15 protein-coding genes are annotated in these 16,573 nt (G+C 32.1%); 6 read left to right on the top strand and 9 right to left on the bottom strand.

Annotated elements, in window-relative coordinates:
* Positions 1 to 115 precede the first annotated feature (115 nt).
* Positions 116 to 1,345 carry a class I SAM-dependent rRNA methyltransferase gene (locus ACNG5D_RS06835; protein WP_418182751.1) on the bottom strand — a complete coding sequence of 410 codons (1,230 nt, stop codon included), beginning with the start codon at positions 1,343 to 1,345 and terminating at the stop codon, positions 116 to 118.
* A gap of 181 nt (positions 1,346 to 1,526) precedes the next feature.
* Positions 1,527 to 3,434, bottom strand: a complete 1,908-nt coding sequence (gene dnaK, locus ACNG5D_RS06830) for a molecular chaperone DnaK (RefSeq protein ID WP_418182750.1) — start codon at positions 3,432 to 3,434, stop codon at positions 1,527 to 1,529.
* Between the two features lie 382 nt (positions 3,435 to 3,816).
* Here dnaK and ACNG5D_RS06825 point away from each other — a divergent pair, with 382 nt between their 5' ends.
* Complete coding sequence (locus ACNG5D_RS06825) at positions 3,817 to 5,238, top strand: L-serine ammonia-lyase (protein WP_418182749.1); 1,422 nt, start codon at positions 3,817 to 3,819, stop codon at positions 5,236 to 5,238.
* On the opposite strand, the gene ACNG5D_RS06820 is transcribed toward ACNG5D_RS06825, so the two are convergent.
* The gene (locus tag ACNG5D_RS06820; protein WP_418182748.1) at positions 5,235 to 5,699 is read right to left on the bottom strand and encodes a nuclear transport factor 2 family protein; all 465 of its coding nucleotides are present in this window, start codon (positions 5,697 to 5,699) and stop codon (positions 5,235 to 5,237) included. The genes ACNG5D_RS06825 and ACNG5D_RS06820 overlap by 4 nt on opposite strands.
* Positions 5,700 to 5,817: 118 nt before the next feature.
* On the opposite strand from ACNG5D_RS06820, the gene panB reads away from it, so the two are divergent.
* The 3 genes from panB (at position 5,818) to ACNG5D_RS06805 (ending at position 8,845) form a co-directional block, all read left to right on the top strand.
* The gene (gene panB / locus ACNG5D_RS06815; RefSeq protein ID WP_418182747.1) at positions 5,818 to 6,636 is read left to right on the top strand and encodes a 3-methyl-2-oxobutanoate hydroxymethyltransferase; all 819 of its coding nucleotides are present in this window, start codon (positions 5,818 to 5,820) and stop codon (positions 6,634 to 6,636) included.
* 107 nt (positions 6,637 to 6,743) lie between these two features.
* Positions 6,744 to 7,439, top strand: a complete 696-nt coding sequence (locus ACNG5D_RS06810) for an RluA family pseudouridine synthase (RefSeq protein WP_418182746.1) — start codon at positions 6,744 to 6,746, stop codon at positions 7,437 to 7,439.
* 26 nt (positions 7,440 to 7,465) lie between these two features.
* Positions 7,466 to 8,845, top strand: a complete 1,380-nt coding sequence (locus tag ACNG5D_RS06805; RefSeq protein WP_418182745.1) for an aldehyde dehydrogenase — start codon at positions 7,466 to 7,468, stop codon at positions 8,843 to 8,845.
* A gap of 38 nt (positions 8,846 to 8,883) precedes the next feature.
* On the opposite strand, the gene ACNG5D_RS06800 is transcribed toward ACNG5D_RS06805, so the two are convergent.
* The 5 genes from ACNG5D_RS06800 to ACNG5D_RS06780 form a co-directional block, all read right to left on the bottom strand.
* Positions 8,884 to 9,684, bottom strand: coding sequence for a sensor histidine kinase (locus tag ACNG5D_RS06800; RefSeq protein WP_418182744.1), 801 nt, complete (start codon positions 9,682 to 9,684; stop codon positions 8,884 to 8,886).
* The gene (locus ACNG5D_RS06795) at positions 9,660 to 10,361 is read right to left on the bottom strand and encodes a hypothetical protein (protein WP_418182743.1); all 702 of its coding nucleotides are present in this window, start codon (positions 10,359 to 10,361) and stop codon (positions 9,660 to 9,662) included. The genes ACNG5D_RS06800 and ACNG5D_RS06795 overlap by 25 nt, the downstream gene beginning before the upstream one ends.
* Positions 10,362 to 10,366: 5 nt before the next feature.
* The gene (locus ACNG5D_RS06790; RefSeq protein ID WP_418182742.1) at positions 10,367 to 10,885 is read right to left on the bottom strand and encodes a hypothetical protein; all 519 of its coding nucleotides are present in this window, start codon (positions 10,883 to 10,885) and stop codon (positions 10,367 to 10,369) included.
* Positions 10,886 to 10,977: 92 nt separating this feature from the next.
* Positions 10,978 to 11,604 carry a CPBP family glutamic-type intramembrane protease gene (locus ACNG5D_RS06785; RefSeq protein WP_418182741.1) on the bottom strand — a complete coding sequence of 209 codons (627 nt, stop codon included), beginning with the start codon at positions 11,602 to 11,604 and terminating at the stop codon, positions 10,978 to 10,980.
* Between the two features lies 1 nt (position 11,605).
* Complete coding sequence (locus ACNG5D_RS06780) at positions 11,606 to 12,064, bottom strand: Lrp/AsnC family transcriptional regulator (protein WP_418182740.1); 459 nt, start codon at positions 12,062 to 12,064, stop codon at positions 11,606 to 11,608.
* 158 nt (positions 12,065 to 12,222) lie between these two features.
* Between ACNG5D_RS06780 and ACNG5D_RS06775 the strand changes: the two genes are divergently transcribed.
* A complete protein-coding gene (locus tag ACNG5D_RS06775) occupies positions 12,223 to 13,422 on the top strand; it encodes an aminotransferase class I/II-fold pyridoxal phosphate-dependent enzyme (protein WP_418182739.1) in 1,200 nt (399 codons plus the stop codon).
* 174 nt (positions 13,423 to 13,596) lie between these two features.
* On the opposite strand, the gene ACNG5D_RS06770 is transcribed toward ACNG5D_RS06775, so the two are convergent.
* Positions 13,597 to 14,619, bottom strand: a complete 1,023-nt coding sequence (locus tag ACNG5D_RS06770) for a metal-dependent hydrolase (RefSeq protein ID WP_418182738.1) — start codon at positions 14,617 to 14,619, stop codon at positions 13,597 to 13,599.
* Between the two features lie 322 nt (positions 14,620 to 14,941).
* On the opposite strand from ACNG5D_RS06770, the gene nhaC reads away from it, so the two are divergent.
* Entirely contained in the window at positions 14,942 to 16,408 is a 1,467-nt protein-coding gene (gene nhaC / locus ACNG5D_RS06765) for a Na+/H+ antiporter NhaC (RefSeq protein WP_418182737.1), read from the top strand.
* The last annotated feature ends 165 nt before the right edge of the window (positions 16,409 to 16,573 follow it).

Here is a 16,573-nt window from a genome sequence, read left to right as displayed (position 1 = left end):
TTTTAACCTTACTTAAATTCAATAACAAATTAAATCTATTACCTCATAAAAATCAAAAAATAGTACTTAACAGTAGTTTTTATTCGTCAAATTACTAATAATAATTTGCAAATATTTAATTATTAAACCTATAATACCCGCATTTTAAATAAGCTCCTTCTGGAAAACCTATAGGATGATCTATGTCATGCCCTGTTTTAAGCATAATTTTATAACCACGAGAAGCATCATTTAAAATGTTTTTATTAATATCAAAAAAATGCTGAGATAAAACTCTAGAAGAACAAGATGCTAGCACCAACAATCCTTTTTTAGCAGTTAATTTTTCGCCTAATTCTGCAAGTTGTGCATATTTTTTTTTCGCTAATTCGATTTCTGATGCTTGCTTTGCAAAACTAGGAGGATCAATAACAACGACATCAAACGTTATGTTGTTTTTTATTAACTGTTTTAATTCGGCAAAAGCATCGCCAGCAATTATTTTATGTTTGCCTGTGTAATGATTTAGTTTTCCGTTTTCTATGGCTATTTCTAGTGCTTGTTTACTAATATCAAGACTTGTTACTTCTTTGGCTCCATTGGCTAAAGCGTGCACAGAAAAACCACCCGCATAACTAAACACATCTAAAACGGTTTTACCTTTACTCCACTCTCCCACTTGTTTTCTATTTGCACGATGATCTAAAAAATAACCCGTTTTATGTCCTTTTATAACATTTGCCGAAAAATTTACACCATGCTCTACAAATTCTACAACTTCATTTTCCAAAACACCATAAACAACTTCGCCATTATCTAGTTTATGCTGTTTTGAAGTTTCTAAACTACGGCTTAAACGTACTACAACTGTTTCTGCTTCACACTTTTTTTGCAAACTTGGCATTATAGTTTCTAAATATGGTAGCCAAATTTCAGAATATATCTTAACCACTAAAATCGATGCATAAACATCTGCTATTAAGCCTGGGAAACCATCATTTTCGCCAAACAATAAGCGATAACTGTTTGTATTTGTTTTTAATAGTGGTTGTCGCTTTTTGTAGGCTTCTTCTATTTTATTTTTAAAAAAAGCTGCTCCTATTTCTACTTTTTCATGGCTACTATGAAGCATTTTTATTCTAATAGGCGAATTAGCATCATACAAACCTAAACCAATTACTTTGTTTTTGTTTTTACTGAAAACGATAGCCAAATCGCCAGATTTAGCATCGTTATTTATTTTGGTGATATTATTTGAAAATACCCACGGATGCCCTTGAACAACAAATTGCTCACCTTTAGAATTGAGTTTTACGGCTAAACGTTTTGGAGTATAGCTTGGTTTTATTTTTTGCGAAAAAGCCATAGTTTTATTTTAGAATTCGAAAGTACAAAATTTGAAACGTCAATTACGAGCGTAGTGTGGTAATCTCTTCAAAATATAAAGTCCCTTTTAACAGATTACCATACTACGTGCTCGCATTAATGCACAAAAAACGCAACCATTTCTGGTTGCGTTTTTATTATCTAATTAAGTTTTTAAAAACTTACTTTACCTCTTCAAAATCAACATCTTCAACATCACTTCCTTCAGATTGTGCTTGTTCTCCTGCACCAGCATCTGGTCCTGGTTGTGCACCACCTTGAGCTTCGGCTTGTGCTTTGTACATTTCTTCAGAAGCTACTTTCCAAGCTTCGTTAATTTTATCTAAAGCTGGTGTAATAACAGCTATATCTTTAGATTCGTAAGCTTTTTTCAATTCTTCTAAAGCATCAACAATAGGTTGTTTTTTATCTTCAGATAATTTATCGCCAAACTCTTCTAATTGCTTTTCTGTTTGGAAAATCATAGAATCTGCTTCGTTTAATTTCTGAGCATTTTCTGCTGCAGCTTTATCTGCTTCTGCATTTGCTTCAGCATCTGCTTTCATTTTCTCGATTTCTTCTTCACTTAATCCAGAAGAAGCTTCAATACGAATATCTTGTTTCTTACCGGTTGCTTTATCTTCAGCCGATACTTTAATAATACCATTGGCATCAATATCGAACGTAACTTCAATTTGCGGAGTTCCACGTCTTGCTGGTGGAATATCACTTAAATGGAAACGCCCAATTGTTTTATTATCGGCAGCCATGGCTCTTTCACCTTGTAATACGTGAATTTCTACTGATGGTTGATTATCTGCTGCTGTAGAGAATATTTGCGATTTTTTAGTAGGAATTGTAGTATTAGCCTCAATAAGCTTAGTAAATACATTCCCCATTGTTTCAATACCAAGAGATAAAGGTGTTACATCTAAAAGTAATACATCTTTAACATCGCCAGTTAATACACCACCTTGAATACCAGCTCCTAAAGAAACTACTTCATCAGGGTTTACACCTTTACTTGGTGCTTTTCCAAAGAATTTCTCTACGGCTGCTTGTACAGCAGGAATACGTGTAGAACCACCTACTAAAATAACCTCGTCAATATCATTTTTACTTAATCCAGCAGCTTTTAAAGCAGACTCACATGGCTCGATAGTACGTTTTACTAAATCGTCAATTAATTGTTCGAATTTAGAACGTGTTAAAGTACGTACTAAGTGCTTTGGTCCGCTAGCAGTAGCTGTAATATAAGGTAAATTAATTTCTGTTTGTGCAGAAGATGATAACTCGATCTTAGCCTTCTCTGCTGCTTCTTTTAAACGTTGAAGTGACATAGGATCCTCACGTAAATCCATAGACTCTTCAGCCTTAAACTCATCGGCTAACCAGTTAATAATTTTCTCATCAACATCATCACCACCTAAGTGTGTATCACCGTCTGTAGAAAGTACTTCAAATACGCCATCACCTAATTCAAGGATAGATACATCATGTGTTCCTCCACCAAAATCAAATACCACTATTTTTTGGTCGGTACCTTTTTTGTCCATACCGTAAGCTAAAGCAGCAGCAGTAGGCTCATTAATAATACGTTCTACTTTTAAACCAGCAATTTCACCAGCTTCTTTAGTAGCTTGACGTTGGCTATCGTTAAAATAAGCAGGTACAGTAATTACAGCTCTACTTACATCTGCACCTAAGTAATCTTCGGCTGTTTTCTTCATTTTTTGAAGAATCATAGCACTTAACTCTTGTGGTGTATATAAACGACCATCAATATCAACTCTTGGCGTATCGTTATCGCCTTTTACCACTTTATATGGTACACGTTCTGCTTCGTTTTTAGACTCAGAATATTTATTACCCATAAAACGTTTAATAGAATAAACTGTTTTAGTAGGGTTTGTTACTGCTTGTCTTTTTGCTGGGTCGCCAACTTTAATCTCACCGCCTTCAACAAAGGCAATAACAGATGGCGTAGTACGTTTACCTTCCGCGTTTGGGATTACAACAGGCTCGTTACCTTCCATTACCGAAACGCAAGAGTTTGTTGTTCCTAAATCGATTCCAATAATTTTACTCATAATATATTTTATTTATGGTTTATAAATTTCCGCTTTCACAGAAATGTTGTATTTATTTTTAATTTCGATTTGTATAAGTCAATCATTATGCCAACAAAAAAAATATGTCATAGTGTCAGATTTATTTAAGTTTACAGTCACAGTAAACCATTTGCCTTCAATCATCTGTCATTTACCTTTTGTCAATTTCATCTTTTGGGCGCAACCACAAGGGTCGGGCTATACGTTACAAGTCCTCGCTCGTACCTCGCTGTGGGCTATTCACTTCTATCCCTTGCGCAAAACAACTGCCTATATATTTAACAACTATTTATTAAACTAAAAAGCATAGTAATCAAATAAAAAACAATATATATTTGCTTAAAATTTAACTATTAATTCTATGGAATGTATTTCTGTTTTCGATATGCTTAAAATTGGCATTGGTCCATCAAGCTCACACACCCTAGGGCCTTGGCGTGCTGCCGAGCGTTGGATAAAAGAATTAAAAAAGACAAAAAAATTTAATAACATAGAGTCCATTTCAATCGATTTATATGGCTCGCTATCATTAACAGGAAAAGGGCATGCTACCGATTTTGCTATTATGTTAGGGCTAAGTGGTGCAGACCCCGAAACCATTCCTGCAGACTCTATAAATGCAACAATAGATCGCATAAAAGCAGAAAACAAAATACACTTAAACAACGAACTTAATATAGCATTTAACCCGAAAACAGATATTATATTTAATAGAAAGTTTTTACCATTTCACTCTAACGGATTAAAATTCACGGCCATTTGTAACGGAAAAAAAACAAGTTCAACCTTTTATTCTATTGGTGGCGGATTTGTTGTTAAAGAAGAACGTAAAAACTCGAAGCGAAATTTCGAGATAAAATGCGCTTTCCCATACCCTATAGATAAAGGTACAGAACTTCTTAAATTTTGTTCTACCCTTAACAAATCGATTTCTGAAGTTGTTTTAGAAAACGAAAAATCTATACGAACAGAAACAGAAATAAATACCGAGTTAAAGCGTGTATGGGATACCATGTTAGACTCTATGTATACGGGTTGCCATACTGAAGGCAACCTGCCTGGAGGTTTAAACGTAAGGCGCCGCGCATTCGATATGCATAAAAACTTAAAAGGTAACGCACCATACAACACACCAGTAGAATGGATTTATGCTATTCGAGATACCGAAGTAAAATTTCGTCAAATACTAAAATGGGTAAGCTGTTTTGCTTTAGCTGTTAACGAAGTTAATGCATCTTTAGGGCGTGTAGTAACAGCTCCTACCAACGGTAGTGCAGGTGTTATACCAGCTGTTTTAATGTATTATTTAGTTATTGAAAACCACGATGGCGATTTTAATGATATTAAACGCTTTTTACTAGTTGCCGGAGAAATAGGAAGCATATTTAAAAAAGGAGCCACAATTAGTGCCGCAATGGGTGGTTGCCAAGCAGAAATAGGCGTTTCGTCTGCCATGGCAGCTGGCGCATTAACCGAGCTACTTGGCGGCACTCCAGAACAAGTTTTGGTAGCTGCCGAAATTGCTATGGAGCATCATTTAGGATTAACCTGCGATCCTATTGGTGGTTTAGTACAAATACCGTGTATAGAACGCAATGCTATGGGCGCTATAAAAGCCATAAATGCTGCCGAACTTGCTTTAGACACCGACCCTAAAAACGTAAAAGTACCTTTAGATAAAGTTGTAAACACCATGTGGGAAACTGCAAAAGACATGCATTCTAAATACAAAGAAACATCTGAAGGTGGTTTGGCTGTAGGTGTATATCTTTCAGATTGTTAATCGGCTTGGTTACAAGAAGAGCGTCTACGCGTATCAATTAAGTAAATAATTTTCCATTGGCTACCATCTTTAAATAACTGAAAGGAATTAACACCACAATGGCTAAACTTACCATTGTACCAAAACTCATAAGGTGTCCAAGCATTAGCCATATTGCCATCTACTTGAATGTTATAATCCAATAAGCGTTCATCCCATTTCTGGTCATCGGGTCTATTGGCTATAGCCTCTAGCAATTTGTTAGGCTTGTCGGTAACTAAAACATCTTTACCTTCTTTGTTCTTATAGGCCGTTTGCATAAGAACTTTATCTGCCATTACAGATTTCATTATAGTGGTATCACCCTTATGAAAACCATCAAAAAAAGTATCAACAGTTGCTTTAACATGTGCGTTTTCATCAGTTTGACCAAACAAAACAGAAGAAATTAATAGGGCTAAATAGAATATAAATCGTGCCATAATATTTAGTTTTCCACTAAAATAACTGATAACCAGCAATCAAGACATGCTTTAAAGAAAAGTTTAACAGTATCTGCTTAATTTAGTATTTTTACATGCAATCTAAACTAAAAAATACATGTCTGTAGCTAAAAAAGAATATAAACGCGTTACTGTAAAAACATTAGTAGATATGAAAGCCAATGGCGAAAAAATATCTATGCTTACCGCCTATGATTATACCATGGCAAAAATTGTTGATGGCGCTGGTATAGATGTTATACTTGTTGGCGATTCTGCTAGTAATGTTATGGCGGGCCACGAAACAACATTACCAATTACACTAGACCAAATGATTTACCATGCCTCTTCTGTAATTAGAGCTATAGATAGATGTTTAGTAGTTGTAGACTTACCTTTTGGTAGCTACCAAAGCGACCCTAAAGAAGCTTTACGATCTGCCATTAGAATTATGAAAGAAAGCGGTGCTCACTCTGTAAAGGTAGAAGGTGGTCGTGAAATTAAGGACTCTATTAAACGTATTTTAAATGCCGGAATTCCTGTAATGGGCCATTTAGGATTAACACCTCAATCTATTTATAAATTTGGAACTTATACCGTTCGTGCAAAAGAAGAACAAGAAGCCGAAAATTTAATTGAAGACGCCAAACTACTTGAACGTTTAGGCTGTTTTGCCATAGTTTTAGAAAAAATTCCTGCAAAACTAGCTAAGCAAGTAGCCGATAGTGTTAGTATTCCCATAATTGGCATTGGAGCTGGTCCAGATGTAGACGGGCAAGTTTTAGTTTTACACGATATGCTTGGCATGACACACGAATTTAATCCAAGGTTTTTACGTCGATATTTACATTTATATGAAGATATGACTAATGCTATTTCGCAATATGTTGATGATGTAAAAAGTGTTGATTTCCCTAATGAAAGCGAAAAATATTAATCTTATTAATATGCCTAAGTAAAAAGTTGGCCCTTTAAGATTAAAAATAATAATACCCCTATTTAACATCTAAGCTTCCAACAAATCGAGAAATCGAAACACCAAATATGCCTAAAACCCTATCAAATAAAAACAACCTTCAAGTTTTATATGAAGACAACCATATTATAGCAATAAACAAACGTGCTGGAGATATTGTACAAGGCGATAAAACTGGAGACAAACCCCTTAGCGATGTTATAAAAGAGTATATTAAAATTAAGTACAACAAACCTGGCAATGTATATTTAGGAACCGTACATAGATTAGATAGACCAACCACAGGGCTTGTTATTTTTGCAAAAACTAGTAAAGCCTTACCTCGATTAAACAAATTATTTGTTTCTAAAGATATTAGTAAAACCTATTGGGCATTAGTAAAAAACCAACCACCAAAACAACAAGATACACTTACCCATTGGCTAAAAAAAAATCCTAAAAACAACAAATCTAAAGCGCATATAAAAGAAGTTTCGGGTAGCAAAAAAGCAATTCTACATTATAAACTGTTAAAAACACTAGACAATTACTTTTTATTAGAAGTACGTTTAGAAACAGGCAGACACCATCAAATACGAGTACAACTATCTAGTATAGGTTGTCCTATAAAAGGCGATTTAAAATATGGTTTCGACAGAAGCAATAAAGATGCTAGCATAAATTTACATGCTAAGCATATAGAATTTACGCATCCTGTAAAACAAGAACCTATTTCTATTAATGCCCCATTACCCGATGATACTGTTTGGAATGCTTGTCTTTAATTTTTTATATCTTTAAAAGAAAAAAATTGAAATCAATCTCAAAACTTATTACCCTTCAAAACGATTTTTTTAAAACACAAAAAACTAAAGACGTAAATTATAGGTTATCTCTTTTAAAATTATTGAAAACCGAAATTTTAGCCAACGAACAAGCTATTTTAAATGCGTTGAAAAATGATTTTAAAAAATCTGAATTTGAAACTTATTTAAGTGAAATAGGCATTGTTATTTCAGAGCTAAATTTAGCTATAAAAAACTTAAAACGCTGGGCAAAACCTAAACGCATAAAATCGTCTTTATTAACATTTCCTTCAAAAGATTATATTTATAAAGAACCATATGGAACGGTGTTAGTAATTGCACCATGGAACTATCCTTTCCTTTTAGCTATAGAGCCTTTAATTATGGCCATTGCTGCTGGTAATACGGTTGTTTTAAAACCAAGCGAACTTACATTAAACACGTCAAAAATAATTACGCAATTAATTGAAAATGTTTTTCCTAAAGATGTTGCAACATCTGTTGAAGGTGGTATTGAAACCTCTACTGAATTATTAAACCAAAAATGGGATTATATATTCTTTACAGGCAGTACAAAAGTTGGAAAAATTGTTGCCAAAGCAGCAGCCAAACATTTAACACCTGTAACCTTAGAGTTAGGAGGCAAATCGCCTTGTATTATAGATGCCACTATTAACTTAAACCTTGTAGCTAAAAGACTAGTTTGGGGAAAATTATTAAACGGCGGACAAACCTGTATTGCTCCAGATTATGTTATTGCTAAATCAAATATTAAAAAGCAATTAATTGAAGCTTTAAAAATCGAAATCATTAAAAGGTATGGCGAAAACCCTAAAACATCTGAAGATTTCCCAAGAATTATAAACACCAAAAACACACAAAGACTTTCTAGATTATTAAAAGAATGTAATATTGTATTTGGCGGTACGGTAGATGAAAATGAATGTTACATTTCGCCTACATTAGTAGATACTCCTACCCTAAATAGCCAAATTATGCAAGAAGAAATATTTGGACCTATTTTACCAATATTAACCTACAAAACAGATAAAGATATTGAAAACATTATTTGGCAGTTAAATAAACCCTTATCGCTTTATGTTTTTTCTAAAAACAAACAATTTGTTGAAAAAATGATTAACAAATATAGTTTTGGTGGCGGTGTTATTAATGATTTGCTCATTCATTTTGGAAACCATAGACTTCCCTTTGGCGGTATAGGAGCTAGCGGTATAGGAAAATATCATGGCAAACATGGGTTTAATACTTTTTCGAATAGTAAACCTATTATAAAACGTGGTAACTGGATAGATCCTCCTTTTAGATATGCCCCTTACAAAGGAAAATTAAAATTAATAAAAAAAGCTTTTAAGTATTTTGGATGAGTTTTTTTTAACTAAAATAGCTTTATGTAAAATAAAATTTAGGCTAAAGGGTAACTTAAAAATAACTTAACACCTTCACCTATTTTAGACTTTAGCTCAAAACCTGCATTAATTAAAGCAGCCCTACTTTTCATATTTATTAAGCCCGAACCTTTTTCTATGGCTTTAACATCAAACCCTTTACCATCATCTGTAGCAGTAATTAATATGCGTTGGGGCTTATAATTTAAAACTACAGTAATGTTTTTAGCTTCGGAATATTTAACTGAATTTGATAAAAATTCTTGAAGAATTCTAAAAATAATTATTTCATGCTTTCTATCTTTAAATTCTACTTTATTACCTATAGTTTCAAGCTTTGCCGTTTTAAATTTCATTTTTCTCATTCTATCCAACTCATTGGTTATAGATTTTTCAAAGCCAATGTTTAAAATAACGTCGTTGTTTAATGTTTTTGATAGTGCACGAACTTCTTTTAATCCATTACTTAAAGCTTCGGTAGTGTCTTTAAACTTCTCTTTAACATCATCTGTAACCTGCATTTTTAAAATACTTAATTGCATGCTTGCAAAAGACAATAATTGCCCAACATTATCATGCAGTTCCCAGCCTATATTTTTAAGTGTTTGTTCTTGCGCTTCGGTTTGCGCCTGAATTATTTCGGCCTCAAAAGCTTGCTGTTGCCTAATTTTATCTTGAAGCAATTTATTTTTTCGTTTTAAAAAAACAACAAAAAATATTATAACTAAAGATGTAACAATTACCAAAACAGCAATCATGTATACTAATAAATACCGCTCTGAAGCGCTAGTTGCTAGTCGTTCTGTGGTTTGCACCATATTAAAGCAAATATAAAAGTTGTGTACATAGTAATATTGGCAAATAAATAAATTTGCCACTTTAAGAATATAAAATTCCAGTCTCCTTGTACATTATAAATATCATAAAACACTAAAGGTGTTATTATAAGCCACCAAATAAAAATAGCTGCACTAATATAAAAATTTAATGATTTATAGAACGTTAATATTTTATCGCTTAGCAATACTTCTATAAAATAAAAAACAGTACTAACAAATATAATAAGAGCACCTAGAATACTAATTATAGGAAAAAATCGAATAAAATAATCATTCCAATTAATTATTATATAAATAACGGAAAACAATAAAAAGCTAATACAACTATATTTTATAATTTTTTTAAACAATAATTTATTTAAAATATTATAGTAATAAAACGAAAAAAACACAATAGCTCCTACTTTCCAATATAAAGTAGACCACCAAAAATTTTTACTAAAAACCGTACCTTGTAAAAAGGACAAAAACCCATTATTTACATATTTTACATATCCTCCAGTAGAATCGCATACGGATAAATAGACTAAAAACCATATAAAATATTTAGCAGCTGTTAATTTATATTTTTTATAAAATACTAAACCAGTAACAGCTGCTAAAACTTCAATACCAAACGATAAGGTATTTTTATATTCTAAAAGAAAATCATTCATTTATATTACTGTGGGTAACCGGTATCTCCTCCACTAGCATCGTTTAAAGGTGGTACTGGTATGTCTGGATCGCCAGGTGGTAAGAGCACATTCAAACTACTTGCTTTTGATGTGTTTTTAGGGCCTGTTGGCACTATAAACATAGTATTTCTATTCTTTTTTCCTGGTTTTCCATTTTTACCATAATTACCTAAGTATACTCTAACTCCTGTCATTTTATAACCTAAAGTATCAGATTTAGCTTGGGCATAAGATAAATACTCATTAATTTCTTTTAACGACCACCAAACTGATCGCATTTTTTTTCTAGGCCCTTCAACATCTATTAACGAATCTACTTCTGTTTGGTTATTTTTTTCCCAATTATTACTTAATATTTTTGCTTGAGCTACTGTTATAGTATCTCTTGGGGCAGTAGCTTCGGCATGCATATTGGGTTTATCTGCAACAGATTGCGGACAAAAGTAATATGTTAATAATGCCCCTATAATACCTCCTAGAATAATTAGTCCTAATTTTTTCATATTTCAAAATAGTTTTGTTGTTAATAGCAGGTTTAAAAATAATAAAAAGATTTGATTACATAGCACAAAAAGTGCATTTCGTCGATATTTTGTTAAGAGGGAAACCCAAGCATAGCTCCCATACCTACGGTAAATAACCAACAACCATATATAGCATGCTCAATAGACACTAAAAGTGTAGATTCTGTGTTTTTATAAGTATACGCGAACATTAAACCTCCTATAAAAGTTAAAACTAAAACCAAGATACTACCAAAAAACAAATGCGCCAAAGCAAATAAAATTGCATTAAAAAAAACAAATACTTTTTCATTTTTAAATAAACTAAAATAACGAATAAAGAAAAAAGTTCTATATATAAGCTCTTGCGGATATACCGAAAACAAACTATAAACACATAAAATTACACACCACTTTAAAGGATTATTTAACACCACTATAAATAAAGATTCTGCATCTGTTAACCATACAAAAAGGGTAGTAAAAAATGCTATAAATAACAATTTTATTATTGTTATTTTAAAAAACAGCTTCCATTTTATCTCTTTAGATATTTTAAATTTTAAGTTTTCAACAGCTAAGAGTATATAAATTACATAAGCAAAACCTAAAACACCGATGCTTAATTTAATCCACGGCGAGTAATTTAATGAGAAACTAAATGGTACTAGAACGAAAATAGTAATAAGCTCAATAAATTTATATACCCTAGAACTCATTTTAAAAATTTATTGTTGTACTGTGTTTAACTTCATTTATTACAAACATGCTATGTGTGCTACCAATATGGTTAATATTAGTTAATTTCTTAACCATAAACTCCCTAAAAGCTGCCATATCTTTTACAATTACTTTAAGTAAATAATCGTAATCGCCACTTAAATGATAACATTCTAGAACTTCATTAATACGCTTTACTTCTTTTTCGAAACTAACTACAAACTCTTGAGTATGCTGAAGGAGTTTAATATGACAAAATACAACAAAACTTCTGTCTATCTTTTGTTTATTAACAACAGCTATATATCCATCTATAAAACCTGTCTTTTCTAGCTTTTTAATGCGTTCGTACACAGCAGTAACAGACAAACCAAGTTTATTAGAAAGTTCTTTATTGGTTTGTTTACAATCTTGCTGTAGGTATTCAAGAAGTTTTTTATCGGTTGCGTCAAATGTCATACTTGAAAATATTTCATTAATAGACCAAACACAAGCCTACTTATAATTAATTATTCTATAAATATACGTTTAAATAGTTTTATTTTCTACTACAACAACAAAGTATTGTTTTTAATTCTAAAAAACTTAAACTTTGTATTAAACAAATATAACTTATTATGCCATTTAAACCTGCTAACAATATACAAGACTTACAGTACTTTGGAGAATTTGGAGGTGTTAACCCTTCTATATCAGATTCGTCAACTTACACTTTTTTATCTGCTAAAACCATGTTTGATACATTTGAAGGTAATGCAGATGGTTGTTATTTATATTCGCGCCACTCTACGCCTTCTAATTTATATTTAGGTGAAGCTTTGGCTGCCATGGAAGGGACAGAAACGGCTAATGTATCGGCATCTGGAATGGGCGCTATTACGCCTGTTATCATGCAATTATGTAGTGCTGGCAATCATATTGTTTCTAGCAGAACTATTTATGGAGGTACGTATGCGTTTTTGAAAAACTTTGCGCCTAAATTTAATATTGACACCTCTTTTGTTGATATTACAAAGCTTGATCGTGTTGAGGCTGCTATAACTAAAAACACAAAAGTTATATACTGCGAATCTGTAAGCAATCCGCTTTTAGAAGTTGCCGATATTAAAGGCTTAGCAGAAATTGCTAAAAGACATAATTTGAAATTAGTGGTTGATAATACGTTTTCGCCACTATCAATTTCTCCTGCAATACTAGGTGCAGATGTTGTAATTCATAGCTTAACTAAGTTTATAAATGGCTCTAGTGATACTGTTGGCGGTGTTATTTGTGGTACTCAAGAGTTTATTAATGACTTAAGAAATGTTAATGATGGTGCTTGTATGCTTTTAGGGTCGACTATGGATAGTTTACGTGCAGCTTCAATTTTAAAAAACTTAAGAACATTACACATAAGAATGCAACAGCATAGTAAAAATGGTTTGTTTTTAGCTGAAAAATTTGAAGCCGATGGCTTAAAAACTGTTTATCCTGGTTTAAAGTCGCATCCGTCTCATAGTTTGTTTAAAAGTATGATGAATGAAACTTATGGTTTTGGAGGCATGCTTACAATTGATGTTGGTTCGTTAGAAAAAGCAAACCAACTTATGGAACTTATGCAGCATAAAAACTTAGGGTATTTGGCTGTTAGCTTAGGGTTTTACAAGACGCTATTTAGTGCTCCAGGAAGCTCTACATCGTCTGAAATACCTGAAAACGAACAAAAAGACATGGGTTTAAGTGATGGTTTAATTAGGTTTTCTATTGGTTTGGATGCCGATATTGAGCGCACTTACAAGATGATGAAAGCTTGTATGCTAGAAATTGGGGTATTGTAATATTATATTTTTTATTTCAACTAAATTAATTAAAGCTGTAATTACCTTAGAGATTATTAACTTAATTGGCAAATTTCGCGCAAGGGATAGAAGTGGATAGCCCACAGCGAGGTACGAGCGAGGACTTGTAACGTATAGCCCGACCCTTGTGGTTGCGCCCAAAACAATACTGTGTTAAATACCTTTAATTCTTAACCATAAACTAGCCATAACGTTTTCAAAATTATTTAGTTTCGCTTTAAATGGCTTCATGTTTAACCTGTTTTTTTCTTTATATAGTAATAGGCTAAAAACAGACGTGTTAGGGTTGTTTGCATCTAAAAGCGGATAACGCAAATCGTTATACTGGTATTCGTTTTCTTTTAATTTATAAATACTATAATATTGATTGCTAAACCATGCTAAGCTTTTTATGTCTTGATACTCTAATGGACTTAAATCGCGCTGTTTGGGTAACTCTCGAAAATTTAAAAAACGATTTTGAGTGTCTAACAACGAATAACTTGACACAAAATATGACGTTTTGGTTTCTACAATGCCATACCATAAAATGTTATTAAAAATGGCTGGTTGTGTGCTAAACCTAATATAACTTATATTATTATCGTGTAATGATTTTTTAAAAATAGCATCAACATACAGCTTGTTTGCTAATGTAAATAGCATATAAACCGAACTAATACCTATACTTAGCTTTAAACATACATTTCTTTTTTTTGATGCGCGTTTAAAAAACATTAAAGTTATTATACCTACTAAAAAAGGTAATGTATAGGCAGGATCTGCAACCGCAATATTATTTAAGGCTACTCTGTAATTACTAAATGGCGCAAATAACTGTGTACCATAAGGTGTAAAACAGTCTAATAAGGGGTGTGTAAATAACGACCAGAAAGATAAACTTATCCAATCTGTTAATGTGGTTGTGTTTAATCGTTTTCTGGTATTATATAGTTTATAAAATAGCCAGCCAAAAAAGAAAGCTGCCAGTATAGAAAACAAAATGGAGTGCATAAAACCTCTATGAAACAACATAGCATCAATTTCATTACCATATAACCAACTGCCAATTAAAACATCTAAATCTGGAATTGTACCTCCAATAGCTCCAAACAACAATGCTTTGTTACCTATTTTTTTACCTAAAACAGCTTCGCCACAAGCCGCACCTAAAACAATTTGAGTTAATGAGTCCATATAAAACAGGCTAAGTTAAGCAACAATTTTAAAATATAATGCACGTGAAAAAACACTTAATTTTAATACAAACTTTTTTAATTACAAACACACTCCTGAAATAGTCTAGAACTTTAGTAAAACTAGTATTAAAACTTTATGAATATAACATTAAACAACACAATAAATATAACTTCTAATAAACATAAAAACGATTAATAAAATTAAAAACAACACACAAACACCAAGTACTTTTACCAATAAACACCTAATAAACACTCTGTTAAATGCATTTTGATAAAAAATAATAAAATCGTAACATTACATAACTAAAATTTCCCTTATGCAAGAACAAAATAATATTTCTGAATTTAAAGCCAATAATGAGAACATCATAGAAAATAAAGCGCTTAATTTTATTGAAGCTCTTATACCAGTAATATTATTAATGGCTTTGCTTTTTTACAATATTATGTTTGCAAATGGCGAACTTTTAGGCGAATACTCAAATCAATTCATTCTACTTATTGGAGGAGCCATTGCAGCAATAGTTGGTTTTTTTAATAAAGTATCGTTAAAAAGAATGCTTACCGAAATATGGGAAAATTTAAAAAGCGTTTTTATACCTATTATGATTTTATTTTTAGTAGGTGCATTAGCCGGTACATGGTTGGTTAGTGGTGTTATACCCGCTATGGTGTATTATGGCTTGCAAGTATTAAGCCCAGAAATATTTTTACCAGCATCTGTAATTATTGCTGCTGTAATATCTATTGCAACCGGAAGCTCATGGACCACCTCTGCTACCGTAGGCATAGCTTTAATTGGTATTGGAAACGCTTTAGGCATAAGTTCTGGAATAATTGCCGGAGCCGTTATTTCTGGGGCTTATTTTGGAGATAAAATGTCTCCGCTTAGCGATACCACAAACTTAGCTCCTGCCATGGCCGGAACAGACTTATTTACTCACATAAAATACATGAGCTTTACTACTGTTCCTACAATAATAATAACATTAATTGTTTTTAGCGTTTTAAGTTTTAGTATTACAACTTCTGGAAACGCAGATGTAAGTAACTTATTAAACACCATTAATAACCATTTTAACATAACACCTTGGCTGTTTTTTGTACCATTATCTGTTATTGGTTTAATATTACTAAAAACCAAACCATTAATAGCATTAAGTGCAGGTGTTATATTAGCTGCCATTTTTGCATTTATTTTTCAGCCTAATATATTAGATAGTTTAAGCGATTCTAAGTTATCATCAATAATAACATCTATTTTAACAGATACACAAATAACTACGCCAAACGAAAAATTAAACGATTTGTTCTCTTCTGGCGGAATGAAAGGTATGCTTTGGACTATTTTTCTTATTATCTGTGCCATGGTTTTTGGAGGTATTATGGATGGCATTGGAGCACTTTCAAGAATAACAAGTGCCTTACTATCAATAGCAACAAGTGTTTTCGGGTTATTTGCTAGTACTGTTATAAGCTGCTTAGGTTTAAATACAATAGCTTCAGATCAATATTTAGCTATTGTAATTCCTGGAAAAATGTTTAAAAAAGCTTTTAAAGACAAAGGATTAGCTCCAGAAAATTTAAGTAGAACTCTTGAAGATTCTGGTACTGTAACTTCCGTTTTAATACCTTGGAATACTTGTGGCGCTTACCAATCTGGTGTTTTAGGCGTTGGTGTTGCCGAGTATTTTTTCTATGCTATTTTTAATTGGTTAAGCCCATTTACTACATTATTATTTGCTGCTTTTTCAATTAAAATAAGACAGCTAACAAAAGCATAAATAAGAAATACATTTATATAAAAAAACCAACCTAAACAACTCAATATCAAGACCTATAAATAATTACTATTAATCAATAAGTATTTAAAATTTTATGTTGTTTTATTTTCTTTAGTTGCGAAGTACTTTTGCATTAAAATAATTAACAATAATTAAAAAAATCGA

Source organism: Algibacter ulvanivorans, from assembly GCF_048381495.1.
Classification (GTDB): domain Bacteria; phylum Bacteroidota; class Bacteroidia; order Flavobacteriales; family Flavobacteriaceae; genus Algibacter_B; species Algibacter_B ulvanivorans.
This window is presented reverse-complemented; position numbering and strand designations above follow the sequence as displayed.

Bases quoted from the DNA above. Each gene is read 5' to 3' on its own strand.
- ACNG5D_RS06835 (WP_418182751.1), bottom strand. From the start codon at position 1,345: ATGGCTTTTTCGCAAAAAATAAAACCAAGCTATACTCCAAAACGTTTA.
- dnaK (WP_418182750.1), bottom strand. From the start codon at position 3,434: ATGAGTAAAATTATTGGAATCGATTTAGGAACAACAAACTCTTGCGTT.
- ACNG5D_RS06825 (WP_418182749.1), top strand. From the start codon at position 3,817: ATGGAATGTATTTCTGTTTTCGATATGCTTAAAATTGGCATTGGTCCA.
- ACNG5D_RS06820 (WP_418182748.1), bottom strand. From the start codon at position 5,699: ATGGCACGATTTATATTCTATTTAGCCCTATTAATTTCTTCTGTTTTG.
- panB (WP_418182747.1), top strand. From the start codon at position 5,818: ATGTCTGTAGCTAAAAAAGAATATAAACGCGTTACTGTAAAAACATTA.
- ACNG5D_RS06810 (WP_418182746.1), top strand. From the start codon at position 6,744: ATGCCTAAAACCCTATCAAATAAAAACAACCTTCAAGTTTTATATGAA.
- ACNG5D_RS06800 (WP_418182744.1), bottom strand. From the start codon at position 9,684: ATGGTGCAAACCACAGAACGACTAGCAACTAGCGCTTCAGAGCGGTAT.
- ACNG5D_RS06795 (WP_418182743.1), bottom strand. From the start codon at position 10,361: ATGAATGATTTTCTTTTAGAATATAAAAATACCTTATCGTTTGGTATT.
- ACNG5D_RS06790 (WP_418182742.1), bottom strand. From the start codon at position 10,885: ATGAAAAAATTAGGACTAATTATTCTAGGAGGTATTATAGGGGCATTA.
- ACNG5D_RS06785 (WP_418182741.1), bottom strand. From the start codon at position 11,604: ATGAGTTCTAGGGTATATAAATTTATTGAGCTTATTACTATTTTCGTT.
- ACNG5D_RS06780 (WP_418182740.1), bottom strand. From the start codon at position 12,064: ATGACATTTGACGCAACCGATAAAAAACTTCTTGAATACCTACAGCAA.
- ACNG5D_RS06775 (WP_418182739.1), top strand. From the start codon at position 12,223: ATGCCATTTAAACCTGCTAACAATATACAAGACTTACAGTACTTTGGA.
- ACNG5D_RS06770 (WP_418182738.1), bottom strand. From the start codon at position 14,619: ATGGACTCATTAACTCAAATTGTTTTAGGTGCGGCTTGTGGCGAAGCT.
- nhaC (WP_418182737.1), top strand. From the start codon at position 14,942: ATGCAAGAACAAAATAATATTTCTGAATTTAAAGCCAATAATGAGAAC.